The sequence below is a fragment of the Halopenitus sp. POP-27 genome (assembly GCF_029889855.1).
GTDB lineage: Archaea > Halobacteriota > Halobacteria > Halobacteriales > Haloferacaceae > Halopenitus > Halopenitus malekzadehii.
On record NZ_JARANU010000005.1, the window covers coordinates 140604 to 164291 of the forward strand.

The window sequence follows — 23688 nt, forward strand, 5'->3', positions numbered from 1 at the left end:
GATACCACACAGCGATCGACCAGCCGGGGATCAGCCCGCTGGGGATCGGCCCGCAGGGAGGCGATGCTCGAATGAGCCAGGCGGCAGACCGGATGGTCGAGACGATCGAGGATCCCGCGATCGACCACGTGTTCATCGAGTTCGCCGACATCAACGGGATCTCCCGGTCGAAACAGCTCACCGCGGACGCGTTCCTCGAGAAGTGGGCGGACGGGTTCGCGATGAACCTCGTGCTGTTGGCCCAGACGCCGCGCAACCACGTCCCCGAGGGATCCGGGCTTGGCGCGGAGATCGGTCACGCCGACGGAACCGTGCATCCGATTCCGGAGACGACGATGCGGCTCCCCTGGCGCGAGAACGCCGTCCGGGTCCTGTGTCGGTTCTTCCACGAGGACGAGCGGTTGGCGTGTTCGCCGCGAGCGGTGCTTGAGTCGGTGCTGTCGGCCAACGACTTCGAGTTCGACTTCTACGCCGGCAGCGAGCTGGAGTTCTACCTCCTGGAGGAGACCCCCAACGGCGAGTTCACCCCGGCCACCGACGACAACCACGAGTGCGTCTCCTGGGCGACCGAGGAGGTCGCGGGGTTCTACGACCGGATCGTCGACTGGGCCGGCGACTACGGCATCGATCTCACCGCGCTCCACCACGAGCACGGCCCCGGACAACTGGAAGTGCTGTTCGATTACGGTCGCCCGCTCGAACAGGCGGACACGACGTTCGACTTCAAGCGGCTCGTCAAGCAGGCCGGCCGCAGCTTTGACCAGTGGCCGACGTTCATGGCGAAGCCGTTCGCCGACCGGTCGGGCAGCGGCTACCACCTCCACGTGAGCGCGTTCGACGACGGGAAGAACGTCTTCGAGGCGGCCGAGGACGGCGCGCTGTCGGAGCGAGGCCGGCACTTCGTCGGCGGCCTGATGGATCACGCCGACGCGCTGGCCGCGCTGGGGACGCCGAGCATCAACGGCTTCAAGCGGTTCGAGCCGAACTCGTTCGCGCCCTACACCGCCTCGTGGGGGTACGACAACCGGATGACTGCGGTTCGCGTGCCGCCGGGGGTCGTCCGGACGGAGACGCGGATCGCGAGCGCCGACGCCAACCCCTACCTCGTCATCGCGGGAACGATCGCCGCCGGTCTCGACGGGCTCCGACGCGAGCTCGAGCCGCCGGCGCCGGCCGAGGGCGATCCGACCGGCGATCGGCCAACGCTCCCCCGCTCGCCCGAGCTCGCCCTGCGTGCGCTCGAAACCGACGACGCGCTCGTCGATCTCCTCGGCGAGGACGTCGTGCGCGTATACACGGCCTCCAAGCGGCGCGAGCTGGAGGCGTTCCGGAACCACGTCACCGACTGGGAACGCGACCAGTACGTGAAGACGGTGTAGGACGCCAAGGTCGTCTCGGCTGCGAAGTCCGCCTCGGCTGCGAAGTTCGTCTCGGATGGCAGTCCGTCTCGGATGCGAAGTTCGTCTCGACCGTGAGGCCGGCTCTCCGTGGAAGGGGATCGGACGTGAGACCGGCCGTCACGCGGAGGCCATCCCGCGTTCCCTCCGAGGGTATGGGGAAACATTCAGTATGGATCCGTCTGTTGGAACGTATAGAGCAAACTCATGACGGATGCAGCCACCTTGTTAGAACCGTTTGTCGTCCCACCCCCGACTCTGGATGAACGGCGCGCGGCACGGATCGCCGAACGCGAGTTCGGCACGCAGGGGACGGCCACCGAACTCGGCGGGGAACGGGACCAGAACTTTCGGATCGACGTCGACGACGGCGAGGCATACGTCCTGAAGGTCTCCAGCCCGGCCGATGACGACGCATCGCTCGATCTGCAGACGGAGGCGCTGCGCCATATCCAACGGACCGATCCCGACCTCCCGGTGATGGAGCCGGTGCCGACGATCGATGGGTCTCCGTGGACGACCATCGAGGACGAGGAGACGTATCACGTGCGGCTGTTCACCCACGTTCCGGGACGACCCGTCCCGGGGCAGGGCCTCGACGCGGAGGCGCTCTTCGAATACGGGGCGGTCGTGGCGCGGCTCGGGAAAGCGCTGCGCGGCTTCTTTCATCCCGACGCCGACTACGATATCCTGTGGGATCTGCGGCACGTTCCCGAACTTCGGTCGCTGCTCGACAGCGTGACCGACCCCGATCGACGCGAGCTCGCGGAACGGATCCTCGATCGGTACGAGGACCGGGTCGAGCCCGAGTTCGATTCGCTCCGTGCGCAGGTGATCCACAACGACCTCACGCTGGATAACGTCCTCCTGAACGGTGCCGATCGCGTCGGCGGCATCGTCGATTTCGGCGATCTCACCCACACCGCGCTCGTGAGTGACCTGGTGATGGCGGTGGCAAGCGTGATGTACCGTCGCGAGGACCCGATCGAGGCGGCCCAGGACGTGATCCGAGGATACGTCAGCGTCACACCTCTCGAGGACGAGGAGGCGGAATTGCTGGCGGATCTCGTCGCGGCACGACACCTCACCTGGGGCGTGACGGTCGCGTGGCGGCTCGCGGAGCATCCCGAAAAGACGGACGCCCACAGCGTGGACGGCGTCGATGACGGGTGGGACCTCCTACGATCGCTCGATGAACGGGGGCTTGACGTCATCGGTCGTCGCCTCCGAGCCGCCGCACAATCCGGGGCCGTCCCGCATTCCCGGACCGACACGTCGGAATTGCTGTCTCGGCGCCGTGAGGTGCTCGGGTCGTCGCCGCTCTCGTACGACGACCCCGTTCACTTCGTCGACGGCGATGGAGTGTGGTTGTACGACCCAGCCGGGCGTCGCTACCTCGACGCGTACAACAACGTTCAGGTCGTCGGGCACGCGAACCCGGCGGTCGCGGACGCCATCGCGGGGCAGGCACGCACGCTTGCCACCAACACGCGGTATCTCCACGAAGCGCCGGTGAAGCTTGCCGAACGGATCCTGGCGACGATGCCCGACGAACTGGACCGCGTGCTGTTCGTCAACTCCGGCAGCGAGGCGACCGACACCGCGTGGCGACTGGCCACGGCCGCGACCGGAAACGCGGGCGCGATCGTCTCGGAGAACGCGTATCACGGGATCACGGAGGCGACGACCGCACAATCCCCGACGATCTGGCCCGAGGGGATGGATCCGGACCACGTCGAGACGGTCACTCCCCCGATCGACGACGTGCACCACGAGGATCGAACGGCCGCGGATCCGGTCCAGGCGGATCCGGTCCAGGGGATGACCGAATCGCTGGCCACGCTCGAGAAACGGGGGACGGGAACCGCGGCGTGGATGTTCGATCCGCTGTTCACGAGCGACGGCATCCATCCCCCTCACGAGGCGCGAACGGGATCGATGGTCGATCGCGTCCACGAGGCGGGCGGGCTCGTCATCGCGGACGAGGTACAGGCCGGGTTCGGCCGACCCGGGGAGTCCCTCTGGGGCTTCCGGAACGCGGGCCTCATCCCCGACATCGTCACGATCGGCAAGCCGATGGGCAACGGACATCCCGTCGCCGCCGTCGTGACGCGGTCGGAGATCGCCTCGACCCTGTACGACCGGACCGGCTTTTTCAGCACGTTCGGCGGGAATCCCGTCTCCTGTGCGGCCGCGTTGGCGGTGTTCGACGAGATCGAGAAGCGGGACCTGCTGTCGCACGTCGTCGACGTCGGCGCCTACCTGCAGGACGGGCTCGCGGAACTGGCTGCAGAACACGAACGCATCGGCGACGTTCGTCAGCAGGGACTGATGGTCGGCGTCGAGCTCGTCAGGGGCCCCGAGATGCGGGAACCGGCATCGAGCGAGGCGACCGCGGTCGTCAACGAGCTGCGTCACCGCCGGGTGCTCATCGGGTCGACCGGCGCGGACGGGAACGTGTTGAAGATCCGGCCGCCGCTGGTGTTCGAACGATCGCACGCGGATCGGTTGCTTGCGACGCTCGACGACGTCCTCTCGGATCTACCGCGTCACGGCTGAAAGCGATCGGTTCGAGCGATCGGTTCGAGCGATCGGTTCGGCCGCGCCAACCAGCGTGTCCGTGTGGGTTGGCTCCGTGTGAACAGGCCGTTTCAGGCGCCGTGTGAACGGGCCGTATCAGGCGCCGTGTGGGAAAAACGTCGACCACGTCGCGGAAGCGAACGGCGTTCGAAACGGGAGCGGCTCTACCGCTGGCGGAGCAGTTCGCTGGCGACGATGAGCGAGATGCTGAACAGCAGCACCATCGCGCTGATCGCGTTGATGACCGGGTCGGTCCCGTGTTGGACCTTCGACCAGATGTAGATCGGGAGCGTGTTCTGGACGCCGCTCGTGAAGAAGGCGATCAGGAAGTCGTCGAACGAGAGCGTGAACGCGAACAGCGCGCCGCTGATGATCCCGGGCATCAGGATCGGCAGGGTCACCCGGCGGTAGGTCTGCCACTTGCTGGCACCCAGATCGCGGGCGGCCTCCTCGAGTTCGGGGTCGAACCCGCGCAGGCGTGCGCTCACGGTGATGACGACGAACGGAGTCACGAAGACGAGCTGGCCGAGCATCACGGTTCGCAGCGAGGTGTTGAACCCGAGCACGTTGAACCACAGCAGCAGCGCGATCCCGAGGATGAGCCCGGGGATCGTCATCGGCGCGATCACGAGCGCGCGGAACAGCCCCTTCCGACGGAAGCTCCCGCGGACCAGGGCGATCGCGCCGAGCGTGCCGAGGACGGTCGCGCCGACCGTGACGAACGCGCCCACGTAGAGGCTGTTGAGCGTGGACTGGATGAGTCGATCGTCGTTGACCATCTGGGTGTACCACTGCATCGTGAACCCGTCCCAGGGGAATCCCGAGAAGGTCCCCTGCTCGAAGGAGAAGAGGATCAGGACGGCGATCGGCGCGTACAGGAACGCGAAGACGAGGAGTGCCCAGACGGACATCCAAGAGCTCCCGACCGCATTCAGGACCCGGTTGATCGCGGCGCCGATCGGCGACTCCTCGCTTGATCCGGCTCGTTCGGTCGCGGTGTCAGTGTCCACGGACATCGTTAGAACATCTCCTCCACGTCGGTGTAACCCATCAGTCCCCAGAGGACGCCGCCGACGATCAGCATCAGGACGCTGCCGAGGGCAGCCCCCAGCGGCCAGTCGCTCCCGATCCCGAAGGCGTACTCGATGCGGGTCCCGACGAACAGTTCGCCGCCGCCGATCATCGCGGGCACGATGTAGGCGCCCATACTGAAGATGAACACGAAGATGATCCCGCCGACCAGCCCGGGGATCGACAGCGGAAGCACGATCCGCTTGAACACCTCGCGCCGGCTCGCTCCGAGGTCGTAGGCGGCCTCGATGAGCGACTCATCAAGCTTCTCGAGGCTCGTGTACAGCGGGAGAATCATAAAGGGCAACCAGAGGTAGGTCAGCCCGAGCCAGATCGAGAACTTGGTGTTGATGAGCCAGCCGATGGGCTCGTTGATGATGCCGAGCCAGACCAACAGCCCGTTGAGGACGCCCTGCGAGCCGAGGATGATCTGCCAGCCGTACACGCGCACGATGTAGTTCGTCCAGAACGGGATCATCACGAGCACGACCAGGATGTTCTTGTACTCACCGCCGAACCGGGCGATGTAGTAGGCAAACGGGTACGCGACGACGATCGCGGTCGCCGTCGTCGCGAGCGCGATGAGCGTCGTGTTGATGAACGCCACCCGGTTGGCCGACCCGGTGAACACCTCGAAGTAGTTGCCGAGGGTGAACTCCTGAACCAACACGAGGTCCTCCATCCCGATCGTCGCGATGTAGAACATGATCGCCACGGGGGCCAGGAAGAAGAGGACCTCGAGGAGCAGGATCGGCCCGCCGGTCACGAGGAAGCTGTTCGACTCGCGGACGCGATCGAGTATAGTTCGAAGTATGGTATCTGTTCTACTGTGAGTCTCCACCATACTCCCCTTTGATCGAACTCTATCCAATATATCTTCCGATCGGGGCTACACATCCATACGGTACCGGATCGCCCGATGGCCAGAGTATCGAATTTCAACCAACAAAAGCGGTATCGGTTGGACCAGAGTAGAATATTTACGGCCAATGGTGGATTATATGGTAAGTTTTATATAACGGAGATACCATACTAGGGTAGACCCAAGATGAATGCCCACACACCTGACTCGGGCGACGCGGTCGGATCGGGACACTCGACGGCGTCGCGCCGTCGATTCGTTCAGGCAGCCGGCGCGGTCGGCACTGCGGCGGTGGCCGGCTGTCTCGGCGGCGGCGGCACGACCGAACTGAACGTCCTCACCTGGGAGGGGTACGGCACGGACGCGATCGTCGACACGTTCGAATCCGAACACGACGCGACCGTCAACATCAGCCTCCTCTCGAGCGACCCCGAGGGACTCAACATCCTCCAGAGCGGCGGAACGGAGGATTACGACCTGCTCACCCTCAACAACACCTGGGCAGCCCGCCACGCGGAGGCCGGCACGATCGAACCGCTGTCGCCGGACGACTTCCCGGCGATGGACAACTTCCTCTCGGAGTTCCAGTGGCCGTTCAGCTCCTTCGAGTACGATGAGGAGATGTACGCGCTTCCCACCCGCTGGGGCTGGGACACGCTGACGGTCAACACTGACCAGGTCGAGGAGGGCCATTACGACTCCTACGAAGTGCTCTGGACGGGCGGTCCCGACGGGCAGTACACGGACCGGATGGGCATCATGGACTGGCCGACCTGGAACATTCCGAAGATCGCGCAAACGCTCGGGTACCCGCCCTTCGAGCAGACCGACGAGCAGCTGGACGACGTCTTCGATCACCTGGTGCAGATGTTCGACCAGTTCAACGCGATCTACAGCGGAACGAGCGCCATCCGCCAGGCGTTCCTCCAGGAGGACATCGTCATCTCCCCGGTCGGGAACTTCACGATGTCGGAGCTGCGCGCGGAGGGCAACGACTGGGTCAACGTCGTCCTGCCCGAACAGGGCGGGATGCAGTGGACCGAGGGGATGTGTCTGGTCGAGAACCCGACCGACCGCGAGCTCGCGATCGACTTTATGAACACCGTCATCTCCCCGGAGGGGCAGCGGAGCATCGCCTGGGAGCCCGCCGCCAAGAGTCCGCCGGTCAACACGGAGGCGTTCGACCTGTTCAGCGCCGACGAACAGGAGGCGCTTATGTTCACCGACGAGGGATTCGACGCCGCCGAACGGATCGCCAACCAGACCACGCCCTACGAATTCTCGTCTATGACCGACCAGTGGACGGACATGTGGGAAGAAGCGAAGGCCGAAAGCGGCGTCTAAGCGCCCGCGACAGCCGTTCTCACCCGGGCGTTCATTACCCGGGAGTTCATTATGAGTACCAAAATGGATACACACGACCCCGAGGAATCGGCCGAGACGGACCACGACGAGGCGACCGACCCCTCCGCGGACCGCACCGCTGCGACGTCGACGCGCGGCACCGTCCAACTGGACGCGCTCAGAAAGGAGTTCGACGACGTCGTCGCGGTCGACGGCGTGAACCTCGAGATCGAGGCCGGCGAGTTCCTCACGCTGTTGGGGCCGTCCGGCTGTGGGAAATCGACCACCCTGCGGATGATAAGCGGCCTCGAGACTCCCACCGACGGGACGGTATCGATCAGCGGCGAGGACGTGACGAACGTGCCCGCGAACGCTCGAAACACCAGTATGGTGTTCCAGGAGTGGGCGCTGTTCCCGCATATGACTGTCGAGGAGAACATCTCCTTCGGCCTCGAGATGGACGGCGTTCCGGAGGACGAGCGCGAGGAGCGCGTCACGGAAGCGCTGGAGATGGTCGAGCTGCCCGGCTATCACGAGCGCCAGGCGACCGAGCTGTCGGGCGGCCAGAAACAGCGCGTCGCGATGGCACGCGCGATCGTCCGCGAGCCCGACGTCCTCCTGCTGGACGAGCCCCTGGCAAGCCTCGACCGGAAGCTCCGACAGCATATGCAGGTCGAGCTCAAGGAGATCCAGGAGCAGCTGGGGATCACGTTCATCTACGTGACTCACGACCAGGAGGAGGCGCTGACGATGTCCGACAGGATCGCGGTGATGAACGACGGCCGGATCGAGCAGGTCGGCCCGACCGACTCGCTGTACAAGTCGCCGGAGACGCAGTTCGTCGCCACGTTCATCGGCGAGACGAACCTGTTCGAGGGGACGATCGACGGCGACGGCGCCGTTCTCGAGACCGCCGACGGACCGGACGTCGCCATCGGCGAGTACCCCGACCACGCGGGCCGATCCGTGGCGGTCTCGGTTCGGCCCGAGGAGGTCGTCCTCACGCCGCCCGGCGAGAGTCGCGGCTACGCCAACGAGTGGGACGGCACCGTCACCGACGCGATTTATAAGGGGTCGCTGAAGGTGTACCAGGTCGACGTCGACGGCCACACCTTCGAGGTCGAACGGCAGGTCAACGAGGAGGTCGACGAGTTCGACGCCGGCGACGACGTCACGGTGAGCTTCCCGACCGGCGCGTGCGAACTCATCCTCGAGTAGCGAAACGGTATACCCACTCGATCGGCGAAATGACGGGGTCGGCTGCCGACCGATGTCGGAAGAGCCGGTGCACGCACGGGCCCGTCCGTCGATCGTGGCGACCGAAGGCGGCGGTCGTCGAAGCCAGTCGATGAAGGTTTAATACCATCCACATCACATCACCACATATGCTTCACAATCGCGGTCCGCTGTTGACGATCGACGTCGGCAGCCGGGAGACGACACGGGAGGACATCGCAGAGATCAACGAGCGGTACATCGGGGGGCGGGGCGTCGGCACCCGACTCGCACACGAACGGATCCCGTTCGACGCCGATCCGTTCGGGCCGGAGAACCGGCTCGTGTTCTCGACGGGGCCGATGCAGTCGTCGACGATGAGCTTCACGGGGCGGATGAGCTGTACCGGCGTCTCGCCGCTGACCGACGGCCTGCTCTCGAGCAACGCCGGCGGCTTTATGTCCCGGAACTTCGCCGACACGGGCTACAGCGCGGTCGAGATCACCGGCGCAAGCGACGAACTGATCGCGGTCCACATCCGCGATGACGGCGTCGAGTTCGAGCCGGTTCCGGAACTGGCCGGCGAGACGGTCGGCGAGACGGTGGCGTACCTCGAGGCGGAACACGACATCACCGCCGACCAGACCGCCGTCATCGGCCCGGCCGGCGAGAACCAGGTCCGGTTCGCCTCGATCATGACCTCCGAGGAGCGTGCGTTCGGTCGCGGCGGACTCGGCGCCGTGCTGGGGTCGAAGAACGTCAAGGCGATCACCGTCGAAGGCGATTCGGCGCCCGAGATCGAGATCCCGTCCACCCAGATGGAGATCCATCGAGAGGCCGCCACCGACGACAACATCATGAAGCGACAGGGGACGGTCGCCGTGATGGATCTCGCCAACGCGATGGAGGGGCTGCCCTCCTACTACTTCTCCGAGCGCGAGTTCGCGGGCGTCGAGGGGATCAACGGCTCGGCCGTCGAGGAGAAGAAGTACAAGAAGGGCACCTGTTCGGCCTGCGCGTTCGCGTGCAAGCTCCCGACCCGCGACGAGGAGCGCGGCGTCGAGACCGAGGGTCCCGAGTTCGAGGTCGCGATGGCGTTCGGCTCGAACTCCGGCGTCGACGACATCGTCGACGTGATGCAGTCCAACGAGCTGTGTGACCAGTACGGCCTCGACGCGATCTCGGCGGGCAACACCGTGGCCGCCTACCTCGCCAGCGAGGACGCGTTCGGCGACGTCGAGTTGATCCACGAGACCGTCGAGAAGATCGCCCACCGCGACGGGATCGGGGACACGCTCGCGGAGGGGATCGACCGATGCCACGAGGAGCTCGGCGTCGAGAACTGGACGGTCAAGGGGATGGACTTCGCGGCCCACGAGGGGCGCGTCCTGCACGGACAGGGGCTTTCCTACGCCGTCTCCAACCGCGGCGCGGACCACATGTACTCGGTCTTCTACTCCGTCGAGTATCCCCTGGTTCCCGAGGAGGACGCCCTCGATCCCGAGGGCACCCTCGGGAAGGCCGACCGGCTCGTCGAGCGCGAGAACCTGATGGCGGTCAACGACGCCGGCGTCGTCTGCAAGTTCTCCCGGGACTACATGAACCCGGACCGCTACGAGGCGCTGTTCGGCGCCGACTTCGAGGACCTCCTCGCCGTCGGTGACCGCATCGTCACCCTCGAGCGCCACTTCAACAACCAGCGCGGTCTCGACCGCGAGGACGACACGCTCCCGTACGACCTGCCGGACCTCGAGGAGGCCCTCGGGGAGTACTACGACGCCCGTGGGTGGGAGGACGGCGTCGTCCCCGACGCGGCCGTTCCGGCCTGATCGCGTCGACGCCGGCGAACCCGGGCGATCGAAGCAGCTCCCGCCGATCCCCGTCTCGCGTACGGTTTCGCCGTCGCCGTCGCGACACTCGGAGCGATGAGTCCGCCGAACCCAAGACGCTATCAGCGTATAATACACACAGTATATATAAAAATCAGACAGATCGCCGAGAATCCGACGAGGCCGTCGAGGGGGCCGAGTGAGTGCGAGAGACGGCACGTCACAGCGCTTCAGTACCTCGGATCTGCTGAATGGGACGACGATCATCGGACCGTAATCGACGATCGAAACTCGTCGATCGAATCACCAACACAGAGGCTGTACCGGCCGTGTACTGGAGAATCCCGTTATGACGTCTCTACGTGGTTTAAGAACGGTTCGAACATATATGATAGCGTAGTGTATTGATGGAGAGTCACATAGCCGATCGGTAGTGTCGTGGTGTCACACCCCGTCGATGACGGGATCGACACGGCGTCGGGGACGCGCGTCGATGTCGGCGAGCCGGGTGGCGAGCCCCGCGGGGCGACAGGTTTCGGCAGCATTTATACTCCGCTGTGGAGAGGAACCGGTATGGACGACATCACCTTCGGCACGGGCGGCTGGCGAGCACGGGGCGACCGCTTCAGCGACGAGCGCGTGCGCATCGTCGGACAGGGGATCGCAACCTATCTCCGCGATACGGCCGTCGAAACCGGCGGCGCCGTCGCGGTGGGGTACGACGCACGGGCGACCTCCGAAGACGCCGCCGAAAGCCTCGCGGACGTGCTCTCGGCCAACGGGTTCGACGTCTCGGTCACCGATCGGGATCGCCCGACGCCGGTCCTCGCGTACGCGGTCGCCCGGGGCGACTACTGCGGCGGGGTGATGGTGACGGCCTCCCACAACCCGCCGGAGTACAACGGCATCAAGTTCATCCCGTCGGACGCGGTCTCCGCGATGCCGTCGGTGACGGACGCCATCGAGGAGCGACTCGGGGCGCCGACCGCACTCCCCGAGGCGGACCACGGGACGGTCGACCGGTTCGATCCGGTGGCGATCCACGCCGAGCACTCCCGACAGCTCGTCGGTGACTTCCTCGACGTCGACCTCTCCGACCTCACGGTCGTCTACGACGCGATCCACGGGAGCGGCCGCGGGGTGACGGACACGCTCCTCGAGGACGCCGGTGCGACCGTGATCCGGCGCCGCTGTGAGCGGGATCCGACCTTCGGCGGTCAGACTCCGGAGCCGAGCCCCGAAACGCTCGCGGGGCTCCCGGAGGCGGTGGCCGAACACGATGCCGACCTCGGGATCGCCAACGACGGGGACGCCGACCGGATCACGGTCTGTTCTCCGGATCGAGGAGTGTTGAGCGGGCACCTCCTGTTCGCGGCGCTCTTCGAGGCGCTGCTGACGGACGCGGACGCGACGGGACCGGCCATCCGAACGGTTTCGACCACGTTCCTGATCGATCGGATCGCGGAAGCACACGGCGTCGACGTCCACGAAGTCCCGGTCGGGTTCAAGTGGATCGCGGACGGGATGGCGACCCACGACGGCCTCTTCGGCGGCGAGGAGTCCGGCGGGTACACGATCCGCGGCCACATCGGCACCAAGGACGGCGTCCTGATCGCGCTGCTTGCGGCGGCGGTGGCCGCCGTCGAGCCGTTCGATGACCGGTTGGACCGACTCTTCGAGGAGCACGGGCGGATCTATGCGGACAAACGGAGCGTGGCGTGTGACGAGGCGGCGAAACCCCGGCTCGTCGAGGCGCTCGAAGCCGACGTCCCCGACCGGATCGCGGGCGATCCGGTCGCCGAAACCGTCACCGTCGACGGGTTCAAGTTCCTGCTCGATGACGGCTCGTGGGTTCTGCTCCGCCCGAGCGGAACCGAGCCGAAGATCCGGGTGTACGCCGAGACCACCGATCCGGACCGGCTCGAGCCGCTCCTCGATGCCGGCAGCGACCTGGTCGCCGCCAGGCTCGGCGGGACGGGCGAGGACTGACCGAACGCGACGTCCCGAGGGGCCGACCGAACGCGACGTCCCGAAGGATTGACCGAACGCGATGGGACGCTTTCGCCGGTCGGCTCCCGAAACATCCTTATAGGAAGTGTTAGTATCACGTTCCATGGCTTCGGCTCTCACGGTAGACGGTGTCATCAAGCGATTCGGGGACGTGGTCGCCTGCGACGACGTGTCCTTCGAGTTGGAACAGGGGGAGTTCTTCTCCCTACTCGGACCGAGCGGCAGCGGCAAGACCACGACGCTCCGGATCGTTTCGGGGTTCGAGACGCAAAGCGACGGAACCGTCCACATCGACGGCGAGGTCGTCAACGACGTGCCGCCGAACGAGCGGGACGTCAATTTGGTCTTTCAGGAGCTGGCGCTGTTCTCACACCTGACGGTCCGTGAGAACCTCGCGTACGGGCTGAAACGTGACGGCGTCGACGCGGAGACGATCGACGCCCGCGTGAACGAGTACCTCGAACTCGTCGACCTCGCGGGGTACGAGGACCGCGACGTTCGAGACATGTCCGGCGGTCAACAACAGCGCGTCGCGCTTGCACGCGCGCTCATCAAGGAGCCGCCGATCGTCCTGCTCGATGAGCCGCTGGCGAGCCTCGACCGAAAGCTTCGGAAGGAGCTGCGGGTCGAATTAGCCCGGATCCAGTCGGAGACCGGGGTCACGTTCTTTTACGTCACCCACGATCAGGAGAGCGCGATGAGCATGTCGGATCGCCTCGCGATCATGCGCGACGGGAAGATCCAGCAGATAGGGACCCCCGAGGAGGTATACGACGAGCCGGCCAACCCCTTCGTCGCCGACTTCATCGGCGACGCGAACGCCTTCTCGGGCCGGATCGGCGTCGAGGACGGGGTCACAACCCTCACCGACGGCGACCTCTCGCTCCCGATCCCGGACGTCGACACGGTCGGTGAGGCGACGGTCGTCGTCCGCCCGGAACACGTCCGTCTGCACGGACCGGAGACGGACGGACTCGCAGTTCGGATCACGAACAAGGAGTACCACGGTTCATCGACGCGGTATATCGCGACGGCCGGACGGGACCGACAGATCCAGATCGAATCCGACGAGACCGGCTTCGAGATCGGCGACGAGGCGTCGGTGACGATCGACGACGTGCGGATCTTCGAGTGACCGTCGATGCCACACTACGTGGGCATCGACCTCGGTGCGACCAACGTTCGGGCGGCCGTGGGGGACGAGACGGCGACGATCGTCGCACGCGCACGCGAACCGACGCCGGACGGACCGACCGGAGAAGCCGTCACCGCGACCGTTCGCGAAGTCGTTCGGGCGGCGTGTGCGGAGGCGGCCGTCGATCCGACCGCGGTCGCGGGTGCCGGGATCGCCTCGATGGGACGGCTCGACGTCGACGCAGGGACGGTGACGGTCCCGTCGAACCTCGGAGACGATATCGACGGGATCCGCCTGGTCGAGCCCGTCGCGACCCTGCTGGACCTCGACCCCGAGTCGGTGACCCTTCGCGGGGACACGCAGGCGGGCGCGATCGGCGACCGGTTCCACGCGCATCCGACGGTCGACGATCTCGTGTATCTCACCATCTCCTCGGGGATCGGCGCGGGCGTCATCGCGGACGGTGACCTCCTGCGGGGCCGGAACTCGAACGCGGGCGAGGTGGGCCATCAGACGATCGACGCGGACGGAACGATGACCTGTGGCTGCGGGCAGTCGGGTCACTGGGAGGCGTACTGTTCGGGGAACAACATTCCGCGGTTCGCGAGACGTCTCTTCGAGGAGGGGACGTCCGACACGGCGCTGCCGATCGACGACGAGTCGTTCACCGCCGCGGACGTCTTCGCGTATGCGGGCCGGGACGCGTTTGCGGACCACGTGATCGACCGCGTGACGGCGCTGAACGTGCTCGGCGTCGCGAACGTGGTGCACGCGTACGCGCCCGACGTCGTGACGCTGAGCGGCGCGGTCGTGACCAACAACCCGGACACGATCGTCGATCCGATCCGGGACCGACTCCCGCCGAAACTCGTCGTCGACACGCCCGAGGTCACCGTCAGCGACCGGGGCGACGCGGCGGTGCTCGAGGGCGCGCTCGTGCTCGCGTTGCCCGACGACGTGCGGGCGTAAGCGTGAGCCGGTCCGAAGGCATCGGTCCCCGTTCGGGCCCCTCGCCTCGGGAGACGTCACCCCGACACGCGTTCACGCTTAAAAGCGCTCGGCGCCGTGACTGTAGAACCAGTCGTCGGGGTAGGGGTACCACCACTCCTGGATGGTCGGATTCCAGTCGATGACCCCCATCTTCGTCCGCCGGAAGGCGTTCAGGCCCTCGCGGCCCAGCTCCCGGCCGATCCCGGAGTGTTTCCAGCCGCCGAAGGGGATCGCGTCGTTGTCGATCATCGGGTTGTTGACCCACACCATCCCCGCCTCGAGTTCCTCGTAGGAGCGCATCGCCTCCTCGAGGTCAGTCGTGAACACCGAGGCGCCGAGGCCGTAGTCGGTGTCGTTCGCGAGTTCGATCGCCTCCTCGAAGGAGGAGACCGAACAGATCGGCGCCACGGGGCCGAAGGTCTCCTCACGCATCACCGCCATCTCCGGCGTCACGCCGGTCAGCACGGTCGGCTCGTAGAACCAGCCGACCTCCTGGTCCGGCGGGACCCGACCGCCGTGTTCGATCGTGGCGCCCGCCTCGACCGCCTCCTGGACCTGCCGGTCGACCGCATCACGGGCGTGCTCGCTGACGAGCGGGCCGATCTCGGCGTCCTCCAGGCCGTTGCCGATCCGGAGATCGCGCGCCATCTCGACGAGGCCGCCGACGAACTCGTCGTGAACGTCCTCGTGGACGAAGAAGCGCTCGGAGGAGGTGCAGACCTGTCCCGAGAGGTGGAACGCCGCCGTGGCGGATCCGGCGATCGCGACCTCCATCGGGGCGTGTTTCGAGACGAGCATCGGGTCGTTCCCGCCGGCCTCGATGACGCTCGGCTTGAGTCCCTCGGCGGCCGCGGTGTTCACCGCACGGCCGGTCTCGACGCCGCCGGTGAAGGCGATCGCGTCGGTGTCGTCGGAGCGTATCAGCGACTGGGCGGTCTCGCCGTCGCCGGTGACACACGAGACCAGCCCCTCGGGGAGGCTCCGGAAGTGACGTATGAACCGCAACGTCGACAGCGGCGTTTGCTCGGACGGTTTGACCACGACGGCGTTGCCGGCCGCCAGCGACGCGGCGACGGTCCAGGCGGTCAGGAGGACCGGGAAGTTCGACGGGACGATGTGGACGGTCACGCCGTAGGGGAAATACCGGTGGAACTGGAACGACTCCGGCTGGTTGGTTCCGGGGATCGATCCCGCCTCGTCGCGGGCCAACTCGGCGTAATACCGGAAGACGTGGGCGACGTTGTCGATCTCGCCCTCCGACTCCGGATACGGTTTTCCGTGTTCCCGGGTCATCAGCGTCGCGTCGGCCTCGACGTCCGCCGACTCGATCGCGTCGGCGACGTCGTGGAGCGCGGCTGCCCGGGTCGCGGCGTCCGTCCGTCCCCACTCGGCCTGCGCGCGGACGGCGTCATCGACCACCGACTCGGCCTCCGACGGGTCACAGACCGCGATCTCCCCGACCGGCTCCTCGGTGGCCGGATCGATCACCGCCATCGTTCCCTCGGACCGGCTTTCCCGATACTCGTTCCCGCGGAAGATCTGCCGCCCGAAGGGGTCGAACTCGGTCATCGGATCATGTACACCTTCCGAACGGTCTCCTCGACGCGGCACGTCCCCGTCCAGCCGGCCGGGAACAGGACCGTCGTTCCGGGTTCGATCTCGATCACGGTGCCGTCCTCGTGGGTGTAGGTCGCGTGCCCTTCGAGGAAGTAGCAGAACTCGTCGCGGTCGACCGCACACTTCCACGTGCCCGGCGTGCACGCCCACACGCCGCACTCGGAGCGACCGTCGGGACCCTTGTGAATGACCGTTCCGGCGGTTCGTGACTCGCCCTCGATCGGCTCGTCGACGACGCCCCAGTCGTCGAGGTCCTCGTCCGCGAGGGCGGCCGGGTCCTGAAGGACGCTGGCCGACGGCGACTCGCCGTCGTCAGCCATGGGTCTCCAGAACGTCCTCGAACAGCGTCGCCGCCTTCTTCCGGCCGTCGCTGGACTGCATGTCCTCGGCGGTGCGGTCGACGTTCTCCCGGATCGTCTCGTCGGTGAGACACGTCTCGATCGCTCCGGCGAGCTCGTCGTCGGTCCAGTCCGACCGGTGCAGCTTGACGCCGTGGTCGGTCTCGTCGACGCGCGTCGCGTTGTCGTGGCCGTCCCAGACGTACGGCATCACGATCGCCGGCGTTCCGTAGTAGAGACACTCGTTGAACGTGTTGTTGCCGCCGTGGTGGATGACGACGTCCGCGCGATCGATGACGGTCTGCTGGGGGAACCAGCTCTCGATCGCCACGTTTCCGGGAACCTCGAAGTCGTCGTAGGCGTCCTCGTAGTCGCCGACGTTGACGAGACAGCGGTACTCCTGCGTTCCGAGGAACTCGATCAGCCGCTTCATCAGGTCCGTGTCGCCGGCACCGAGACTCCCGAAGCTCAGGTACAGCAGGGGCGCGTCGTCCGCGGCGTCCAGGTCGGGGACCTCGTAGGACTCGTTCTCCTCGCGGATACAGCCGTTGAGGTACTGGAACCGGTCCGGATCCAGCTCATTCCACCGGTCCCATCGGAGCCGCTCGGGGTACTTGAGGAGGTTCAGGTACGGCGACGTCTCGTAGAACAGGCCCCGCGGGTAGGGGTCCTCGCCGTGCTCCTCGAGGAAGTCGTTGAACCGCTCGTGGACGTCCTCGATGACGTCCTCGTAGCGCCCTTGGAACTCGTGGTAGTGCTCGACGTCGTCCGCGCGGGCGCCGGACAGGTGCGGCGGGATGTTCGGATCCGGGATCTCGTTTTCCGAACACGAGGTGATCCGGACCCACGGGACGCCGTACTGTTTGGTCGACGGGTACAGGATCACGTTATCGACGACGATCAGGTCGGGGTCGATCTCGTCGAGGACCTCGGGGAGCTCCGTCTCGGCCCACTCCGCGGAGGCCACGATCGCATCGTAGGTCTCCTCGACGTAGTTGTCGAGCTGATCGATCGGATCCTTGTCGAAGTTCGGGATGTGGGTGTTGATGAACTCCTCCCATCCCGCGTCGGCGTCGGGATCCGACATCGGCACGTAGTGCTCCTCGAAGCCGTAGTCCTCGAAGACGCCCTCCATACTCGGGTCACAGATGAACACCGGCTCGTGGCCGCGATCGCGGCACACCTGTGCGATCCCGACCGAGTTGAGCGCCGGACCGTACGCCGCCTCCGGGAAGAAGGCGATCGTGGCGCCGTCGCTCATCGGTCACCTCCGGCGGTCGCTTCGGGATTGGCCACGCGTCTCGCGACTCTATCTCGGTGCGTGTTGCTAACGCCCATGGTTCGAGAGAACAGACCGATAGGATATAAAACTCACGTTACCACACGGCGCGCGTTGTCAATCCGGAATCAGACACCGCGGTCGGATTCGAACGTCGCGGTCAGATTCGGACGTCGCGGTCGGATTCGGACACGGCGACCGAGTTCACGTATCGCGGCGGTCGCGGCCGGTTCGATCAGTCGATACGGGGATCGAACCGGGCCGCGAACAGCGCCACGAGCAGCCCCGACAGCAACAGCATCGCGCCGATGGCGTTCATCTCCGGCGTCAGGTGGCGACGGAGGCGATCGAAGATCAAAAGCGGCATCGTGAACGTGTCCGGACCGCTCACCATGAACGTGATGATGAACTCGTTGAGCGACAGCAGCATCGCGAAGACGAACCCGGAGATCACGGACGGGAAGATCTGCGGGAGCACGACCAGCGCGAACGTCTCGCTCCGGCTCGCGCCGAGGTCACGGCTCGCCTCCGTGATCGCCGGCGGGAACGATCGGACGGCGGCGTAGATGATGAGGAACGTATAGGGGAACACGTAGATCACGTGGCCCAACAGCACGGAGAGGAACCCGAAGTCGAGCCCGATCGCCGAGAGGTACAACAGCAACGCGATCCCGATGAAGATGACCGGGATGAACATCGGCAGGAGGATCGAACCGAGGAGTCCCTTGATCCACTCCCCGGCGCCGTCGGCCTCCAGTCGCGCGAACCCGTACGCCGCTGGCAGGGCCAACAGCGTCGCGACGACCGCGCTGGCGACCATCAGTCGGACCGATAACCACAGCGCGGTCCAGAACTCGGCGTCGGCCGCCAACTGCCGATACCATTCGAGAGTGAAGCCGGTCAACGGGAAGAATCCGAGATCGTTTGCGTTGAACGACATCACGATCACGAGCGCCAACGGGAAATAGAGGAAGACGATCGTGAACCCGGCGAGCCAGCGCGTGGCGTCGAGATCGGACGGCAGCCGGGCGTCGACGCGGTCGCCGAGCGTTCCGAGTGCCGACTTGCCCGCCATCAGGTCATCACCTTCCGGAGAGTGAGCCATCGCGAGAGCCCCGCCAGCACCACGAGGACGAACCCGAACAGGACGACGCTATATGCCGCCCCGAGCGGCCAGTTGAAGCTGTCCTTGAACTGGTTGACGAGGACGTTCCCGTACCACAACGTTCGTGGGGATCCGACGAGTTCGGGGGTCACGTACGCGCCGATCGCGCGCCCGAAGATGAAGACGAACGACAGGACGATCCCGGGCATCGCGAGCGGCAGGATCACGTATCGGAGGACCTCGAACCGGTTCGACCCGAGGTCGTAGGCCGCCTCGATCTGGGATCCCGGGATCGCGTCCACCGACCCGTACATCGCGAACAGCGAGTACGGGAGATAGATGTACACCATCGTGGCGATCACCGCGAACTCGGTGTACAGCAGGCTGATCGGCTCCGCGACCGCGCCGATCCCGGTCAACACCTCGTTGATGAACCCTCGATCGCCCAACATCAGCATCCACGCCCAGGTCCGGACGATGTAGTTCGTCCAGAACGGGGCGATGGCGACGAGAATGAACAGCGTTCCCGATCGCCCGTCGAGCGTCTGGCCACCGTACCACGCTACGGGGAACGCCATCGCCGTCGTGACCACCGCGATGACGAGGACCTTCGCGAGCGTCTTGGCGAAGATGGCGATCGTCCGCGTCGACTCGAACAGAACCCGGTAGTGCTCGAGCGAGAAGCCGGGACTCCAGAGGTTCCCCTGCATCGGCCAGAAGCTGAAGTAGATGGCCCACACGAGCGAGAACAGGCCGATACCGACCATGACGGCGATCGCCGGCGCCGTCAACAGCAGATCGACGGCGGTGCGTCCCCGGCCGCGTGAGAGGGTGCGCGTGAGTTTCATAGGGGCTGTCGAATATCGATGCCGAGCACGCGAGCTACCCCTTCAGCTCCTGCCACATCTGCTGGGCAGTCTCGAGTTCCTCGTCGCCGAAGTATCGGCGCATCCGGAGCCGGTCCTCGTTCTCGAGGACGACCGACCGATGGTCGCGCTCGGTCTCGGTCATCCGATCGCGGGCGTCGAGATTTATCGGGAGGTTCCCCGCGTTCCGCATCTGTTGGATCGACGCGTCCGGCGAGGAGTAGTGGTCCATAAACTCGACCGCGAGGTCCGGATTGGGCGCGTCCGTGGCGAGCTGGTGGGCGTCCGCGTAGCCGTCGGTTCCGCCCGGCGGAACCGCCATCTCGACGGGATGGCCCTGATCCATCGCCAGGAATCCGGTGAGGTCCCATCCGTGCTGGACGACGACCTCCTCGTTGGCGATCAGCTTTAGATGCTGGTCCTGGGTCGACCAGAGCGTTCGATAGGCGGGGAAGGCCGCCTCCAGGGCGTCCCGACAGGCCTCGAGGTCGCTCGGCGGATGCGGATGATCGTCTCCGAGGTAGTATCCCGCATCGGCGAAGGCTGCGATCGGCCAATCGCGCATCGCGATCCGCCCGTCGAGGTCGTTCGACTCGATCACGTCCGGATCGAAGAGGTAGTCCCAGGAAAGCTCGTCCGGCTCCTCGTCGATGACGTCGGTACGGTACATCGGCCCGGTCATCCCGTACGCGTACGGGATCGCGGTCTGCGTCCCGTCGATGACACAGCCCGGAGCGGTCCGGGCGCGTTCGACCATATTCCCGAAGTGGCTCATGTCGTCGGTCGGGATCGGTTGGACGAGGTCGGCGTTCCACAGCGGCTCGACCCAGTTGTTGGTCACGCCGATCACGTCGACTTCGCCCTGATACTGCGTTCGCATCAGCCCGACCGCCTCGGAGTTCGTCGTTAGACTGATCACCTCGACGTCGACGCCGTGCTCCTCCTCGAACGGTTCGACGATCGAGTCGGGGTAATAGAAGTTGTACCCGAGGATCGTGAGCGTCCGGTCGCCGGAACCCGTGCTGCCCTGCGTGCCGCCGTTGCCACCGCCGGATCCGCCCTCGTTCCCGTTCCCGTTGCCGCCGTTACCACCGTCGCCGCCGTTCCCAAGACACCCGGCAAGCCCCGTTCCGAGGCCCCCGACGACGCCGAGTTTGGTGAGGAATCCACGCCTGTCGTTCGACGGAGTCGGATCTGCGCGACTCGACGACTGCTTTCTTGTCATGGTTCGTCACGACAAGTGCAACCATACTATATAACAGTTGTGAACGAGTGGCAGTATCCGTGGATGGACTCCCGCGATCGAGCGGTGCGAGAGTTCGTATATCTCAAAATTTATGAGGAGGGGGACCGAGATGACGGTATATGACAAGCGAGGCGAACGACGGCCGGCACCTTCGGACGGTGCGGAACGCCGTCGAGATCGTCGAATCGCTCAAGCGCCACAACGGCGCCAGAGTGACCGACCTGGCGGCCGAGTTCGACGTCTCCGACGGGACGATGCACACCTACCTGAACACGCTCCGGGCCGACGGGCTGGTGTACAAGGAGGACGGGGAGTACCGACTCACCTTGGAGTGGTTCACCCTGGGCACCGAACTCCGGGAACGGATACCCGTCTACCGTCACGGTACGGGGCCGGCGGATGACCTGGCACGGCGGACGGGTGACCTCGTCTACCTCGCGGTCGAACAGCGCGGGCGCGTGTACTACCTGTATCCGACACGCGGCGCCGACGCTCCGGAACCCGCGACGTCGGTCGGGACGGTCCGACCGCTCCACGCCGTCTCCGCCGGAAAGGTGTTGCTCGCGGCGATGCCCGACGAGAAGCGGGAGCACGTCCTTGAGGAGCTCACCTTCGAACCGGTCACCGAGAAGACGATCGTCGATCGCGACGAGTTCCGCGAGGAACTCGAACGCATCACCGACCAGGGGTACGCGCTCAACGACGAGGAGGAGTTCCTCGGCTCCCGAACCGTCGCGACGAGCATCGCTCACCCCGATCGGGGCGTTGCGGGGGCTATCTGTGCAAGCGGGCCGAAAACCCGATTCGACGACGACTACATCACCGATCTGCTCCCGTCGCTCAAGGAGACCGCAAACCGGATCGAGATCAACATCCAGCGGTCCGATCCGGTTCACTCGGAGTGACATACCTTCGTCATATACAAACTATAGTGATGGGAACGGGGTCTTCGGAGAATCCAGCACGGATCGGCGGATTCTGTGGTATGTTTCCACATCAAGGATTACGTTCATAATTTTGTAAGTATCCTGCCGGGGTTGGATGTATTTTGCAATATACAAACTAAATGGATCGCCGGAAACACAACTATTAATATAAGATGTCGTCATACGTGTGGCAATGACACGTCACTGTGGAGGGTACTAACCGATGCACGTACTCATCGTCGGGGCAGGCGTCGCCGGGTGCCACGCCGCCTTCGAGCTCGCCGCCGACCACGAGGTCACCGTTCTCGATCGCTCGGGCGTCGCCGCGGAAGCCACGGGCGTGTCGGCCGGGCTCGTGGCGCCGACGAACTACTACGACGACGAGCCCGCGATCGCCCGACACGCGAACCGATTCTTCCGTGAGTTCGACGGCACTCACGAGTTCACGTTCACGCCGCGTGACCGCCTCGACGTCCTCACTGACGGGGAAGCCGCGGACGGACGGGCGACAGCGGACGCGCTCGCGGCGGCGGATTTCGACGTGGAGTTCCTCGAGGCGCCCGCACTCCGGGATCGGTTCCCCGGGATCCGTGCCGACGGCTTCGCCGGCGCCGTTCGCTACGGTGACACCGGCTGGGTCGATCCCTACACGTACGCGAACGCGCTCCGGCAGACCGCACAGGAACGCGGCGCCGCCTTCGAGCTCGATCGTGAGGTCACCGGGATCCGCGCGGACGGGACCGTTCGCGGCGTCGACACCGCCGCGGGACCGATCGACGCGGACGCGGTCGTCGTCGCGGCCGGCTGGCGAACCGGCGACCTCCTCCCGACCGGCCTCTCGGTCCCGATCCGCCCGTATCGGACCCAATGTGTGGTCGTCGAGCCCGACGCACCGCTTGACGACACCTTCCCGACCGGTCGGATCGGCAGCGAACACCTCTACTTCCGGCCCGAGCACAACGGCGACCTCCTGATCGGCGGCGCACACGACACGATCGCGGATCCGCGGGCGGCCTCGGCCGACGCCGACGAGTCGTTCATGCTCGAGGTCGCGGAGTTCCTCCCGACGTTCTTCGCCGGCGCCGAGAACGCGGGCTTCGTCAACGGGTGGGCGGGCGTCGATACCGCCTCGCCGGACACCCGCCCCATCATCGACTCGCCGGTCGGCGCGCCCGACTCGCTGATCGTGGCGACCGGGTTCAACGGACTCGGCGTGATGACCTCGCCGGTCGTCGGGCCGACGGTCCGCCACCGGCTGACCGGCGCCGAGGCCCCCTTCCCGACGGAGCCGTTCGACGCCGACCGGTTCGAGGACGTCGGGCCGGATTTCGAGTATATATCGACGTCAGAAGTATGATATCTATTAAACACTATTAGTTAAATATACATATACGATAAGTATCTCCGGTGAAGCTCCCCGCTCACCATCAACACACTCCTGCGGCTACTCGATCACCATCGGTTCATCACATACCGGGCAGACGACTCCGCTCTCCGCTCCTTCGAGATCGGACTGTTCGCCCGTCCAGCCACAGATCGGACACTGTCTGGGTTCGGATCCGGACACGAAACGCCGTATCTACTCGTTGGGGAGGGAAAAACGTGGTGGCGCGTCTGAACCACGTGACGACCCTATTGGGGTATGTACCGACTGTACTGACCGATTCCGCGTGTGATCGTCGGTCACCGTTCGGGCGGGACGGAGCTGGATCGTCTCCGCACGGACTGGATACCCAGATCGAACGTGGTATCCGGTGGGACAATATTTACTTTCAGTGTGATATATTCATATCCGACATATCTGCAATATCTGTCGTTACGAGAGTACTCGATCGACGTCAACGGGAGCTTTCTCATATAAACATAAGACACTCACAA

At 65.5% G+C, this 23688-nt stretch carries 18 protein-coding genes; 10 read left to right on the top strand and 8 right to left on the bottom strand.

Features of this window, described 5'->3' with window-relative positions; genetic code table 11:
- Window positions 1-71 precede the first annotated feature (71 nt).
- Window positions 72-1379 (top strand): glutamine synthetase family protein, encoded by a 1308-nt coding sequence (locus OQF70_RS05055; protein ID WP_280536237.1) that lies wholly within the window; start codon window positions 72-74, stop codon window positions 1377-1379.
- Between the two features lie 243 nt (window positions 1380-1622).
- The gene (locus OQF70_RS05060) at window positions 1623-3956 is read left to right on the top strand and encodes an aminotransferase class III-fold pyridoxal phosphate-dependent enzyme (RefSeq protein ID WP_280536238.1); all 2334 of its coding nucleotides are present in this window, start codon (window positions 1623-1625) and stop codon (window positions 3954-3956) included.
- 185 nt (window positions 3957-4141) lie between these two features.
- On the opposite strand, the gene OQF70_RS05065 is transcribed toward OQF70_RS05060, so the two are convergent.
- The gene (locus tag OQF70_RS05065) at window positions 4142-4993 is read right to left on the bottom strand and encodes an ABC transporter permease (protein ID WP_280536240.1); all 852 of its coding nucleotides are present in this window, start codon (window positions 4991-4993) and stop codon (window positions 4142-4144) included.
- A gap of 2 nt (window positions 4994-4995) precedes the next feature.
- A complete protein-coding gene (locus OQF70_RS05070; RefSeq protein ID WP_280536241.1) occupies window positions 4996-5892 on the bottom strand; it encodes an ABC transporter permease in 897 nt (298 codons plus the stop codon).
- A gap of 204 nt (window positions 5893-6096) precedes the next feature.
- Here OQF70_RS05070 and OQF70_RS05075 point away from each other — a divergent pair, with 204 nt between their 5' ends.
- The 6 genes from OQF70_RS05075 (at window position 6097) to OQF70_RS05100 (ending at window position 14412) form a co-directional block, all read left to right on the top strand.
- Entirely contained in the window at window positions 6097-7254 is a 1158-nt protein-coding gene (locus OQF70_RS05075) for an extracellular solute-binding protein (RefSeq protein ID WP_280536243.1), read from the top strand.
- A 51-nt stretch (window positions 7255-7305) separates the two neighbouring features.
- On the top strand, window positions 7306-8472 hold the full coding sequence (locus OQF70_RS05080; RefSeq protein WP_280536245.1) for an ABC transporter ATP-binding protein: 1167 nt from the start codon (window positions 7306-7308) through the stop codon (window positions 8470-8472).
- Between the two features lie 167 nt (window positions 8473-8639).
- A complete protein-coding gene (locus OQF70_RS05085) occupies window positions 8640-10298 on the top strand; it encodes an aldehyde ferredoxin oxidoreductase C-terminal domain-containing protein (RefSeq protein WP_280536246.1) in 1659 nt (552 codons plus the stop codon).
- Between the two features lie 573 nt (window positions 10299-10871).
- Window positions 10872-12287, top strand: a complete 1416-nt coding sequence (locus OQF70_RS05090) for a phosphoglucomutase/phosphomannomutase family protein (RefSeq protein WP_280536247.1) — start codon at window positions 10872-10874, stop codon at window positions 12285-12287.
- Between the two features lie 124 nt (window positions 12288-12411).
- Entirely contained in the window at window positions 12412-13443 is a 1032-nt protein-coding gene (locus OQF70_RS05095; protein WP_280536249.1) for an ABC transporter ATP-binding protein, read from the top strand.
- 6 nt (window positions 13444-13449) lie between these two features.
- Window positions 13450-14412, top strand: a complete 963-nt coding sequence (locus OQF70_RS05100) for an ROK family protein (protein ID WP_280536250.1) — start codon at window positions 13450-13452, stop codon at window positions 14410-14412.
- A 78-nt stretch (window positions 14413-14490) separates the two neighbouring features.
- Here the strand turns inward: OQF70_RS05100 and OQF70_RS05105 are convergent, their stop codons facing one another.
- The 6 genes from OQF70_RS05105 to OQF70_RS05130 all read right to left on the bottom strand — a co-directional run bounded on the left by OQF70_RS05105 (window position 14491) and on the right by OQF70_RS05130 (window position 20863).
- Window positions 14491-16002, bottom strand: coding sequence for an aldehyde dehydrogenase family protein (locus OQF70_RS05105; protein WP_280536251.1), 1512 nt, complete (start codon window positions 16000-16002; stop codon window positions 14491-14493).
- A complete protein-coding gene (locus OQF70_RS05110) occupies window positions 15999-16370 on the bottom strand; it encodes a cupin domain-containing protein (protein WP_280536252.1) in 372 nt (123 codons plus the stop codon). Before OQF70_RS05110 ends, OQF70_RS05105 begins: the two co-directional genes overlap by 4 nt.
- Window positions 16363-17649, bottom strand: coding sequence for a glycosyltransferase (locus OQF70_RS05115; protein ID WP_280536253.1), 1287 nt, complete (start codon window positions 17647-17649; stop codon window positions 16363-16365). Before OQF70_RS05115 ends, OQF70_RS05110 begins: the two co-directional genes overlap by 8 nt.
- Window positions 17650-17902: 253 nt before the next feature.
- Complete coding sequence (locus tag OQF70_RS05120; protein ID WP_280536254.1) at window positions 17903-18742, bottom strand: ABC transporter permease; 840 nt, start codon at window positions 18740-18742, stop codon at window positions 17903-17905.
- On the bottom strand, window positions 18742-19620 hold the full coding sequence (locus OQF70_RS05125) for an ABC transporter permease (RefSeq protein ID WP_280536255.1): 879 nt from the start codon (window positions 19618-19620) through the stop codon (window positions 18742-18744). Before OQF70_RS05125 ends, OQF70_RS05120 begins: the two co-directional genes overlap by 1 nt.
- Window positions 19621-19654: 34 nt before the next feature.
- Window positions 19655-20863, bottom strand: coding sequence for an extracellular solute-binding protein (locus tag OQF70_RS05130; RefSeq protein ID WP_280536257.1), 1209 nt, complete (start codon window positions 20861-20863; stop codon window positions 19655-19657).
- 140 nt (window positions 20864-21003) lie between these two features.
- Here OQF70_RS05130 and OQF70_RS05135 point away from each other — a divergent pair, with 140 nt between their 5' ends.
- Together OQF70_RS05135 and OQF70_RS05140 are read left to right on the top strand one after the other, a co-directional pair.
- The gene (locus OQF70_RS05135; RefSeq protein WP_280536258.1) at window positions 21004-21789 is read left to right on the top strand and encodes an IclR family transcriptional regulator; all 786 of its coding nucleotides are present in this window, start codon (window positions 21004-21006) and stop codon (window positions 21787-21789) included.
- A 244-nt stretch (window positions 21790-22033) separates the two neighbouring features.
- A complete protein-coding gene (locus OQF70_RS05140; RefSeq protein ID WP_280536260.1) occupies window positions 22034-23167 on the top strand; it encodes an FAD-dependent oxidoreductase in 1134 nt (377 codons plus the stop codon).
- Window positions 23168-23688: the final 521 nt, after the last annotated feature.

Coding starts and splice junctions, on each gene's coding strand:
- OQF70_RS05120 (WP_280536254.1), bottom strand. CDS start 18,742: ATGGCGGGCAAGTCGGCACTCGGAACGCTCGGCGACCGCGTCGACGCC.
- OQF70_RS05110 (WP_280536252.1), bottom strand. CDS start 16,370: ATGGCTGACGACGGCGAGTCGCCGTCGGCCAGCGTCCTTCAGGACCCG.
- OQF70_RS05080 (WP_280536245.1), top strand. CDS start 7,306: ATGAGTACCAAAATGGATACACACGACCCCGAGGAATCGGCCGAGACG.
- OQF70_RS05055 (WP_280536237.1), top strand. CDS start 72: ATGAGCCAGGCGGCAGACCGGATGGTCGAGACGATCGAGGATCCCGCG.
- OQF70_RS05125 (WP_280536255.1), bottom strand. CDS start 19,620: ATGAAACTCACGCGCACCCTCTCACGCGGCCGGGGACGCACCGCCGTC.
- OQF70_RS05135 (WP_280536258.1), top strand. CDS start 21,004: ATGACAAGCGAGGCGAACGACGGCCGGCACCTTCGGACGGTGCGGAAC.
- OQF70_RS05095 (WP_280536249.1), top strand. CDS start 12,412: ATGGCTTCGGCTCTCACGGTAGACGGTGTCATCAAGCGATTCGGGGAC.
- OQF70_RS05100 (WP_280536250.1), top strand. CDS start 13,450: ATGCCACACTACGTGGGCATCGACCTCGGTGCGACCAACGTTCGGGCG.
- OQF70_RS05140 (WP_280536260.1), top strand. CDS start 22,034: ATGCACGTACTCATCGTCGGGGCAGGCGTCGCCGGGTGCCACGCCGCC.
- OQF70_RS05130 (WP_280536257.1), bottom strand. CDS start 20,863: ATGACAAGAAAGCAGTCGTCGAGTCGCGCAGATCCGACTCCGTCGAAC.
- OQF70_RS05090 (WP_280536247.1), top strand. CDS start 10,872: ATGGACGACATCACCTTCGGCACGGGCGGCTGGCGAGCACGGGGCGAC.
- OQF70_RS05065 (WP_280536240.1), bottom strand. CDS start 4,993: ATGTCCGTGGACACTGACACCGCGACCGAACGAGCCGGATCAAGCGAG.
- OQF70_RS05085 (WP_280536246.1), top strand. CDS start 8,640: ATGCTTCACAATCGCGGTCCGCTGTTGACGATCGACGTCGGCAGCCGG.
- OQF70_RS05070 (WP_280536241.1), bottom strand. CDS start 5,892: ATGGTGGAGACTCACAGTAGAACAGATACCATACTTCGAACTATACTC.
- OQF70_RS05115 (WP_280536253.1), bottom strand. CDS start 17,649: ATGAGCGACGGCGCCACGATCGCCTTCTTCCCGGAGGCGGCGTACGGT.
- OQF70_RS05105 (WP_280536251.1), bottom strand. CDS start 16,002: ATGACCGAGTTCGACCCCTTCGGGCGGCAGATCTTCCGCGGGAACGAG.
- OQF70_RS05075 (WP_280536243.1), top strand. CDS start 6,097: ATGAATGCCCACACACCTGACTCGGGCGACGCGGTCGGATCGGGACAC.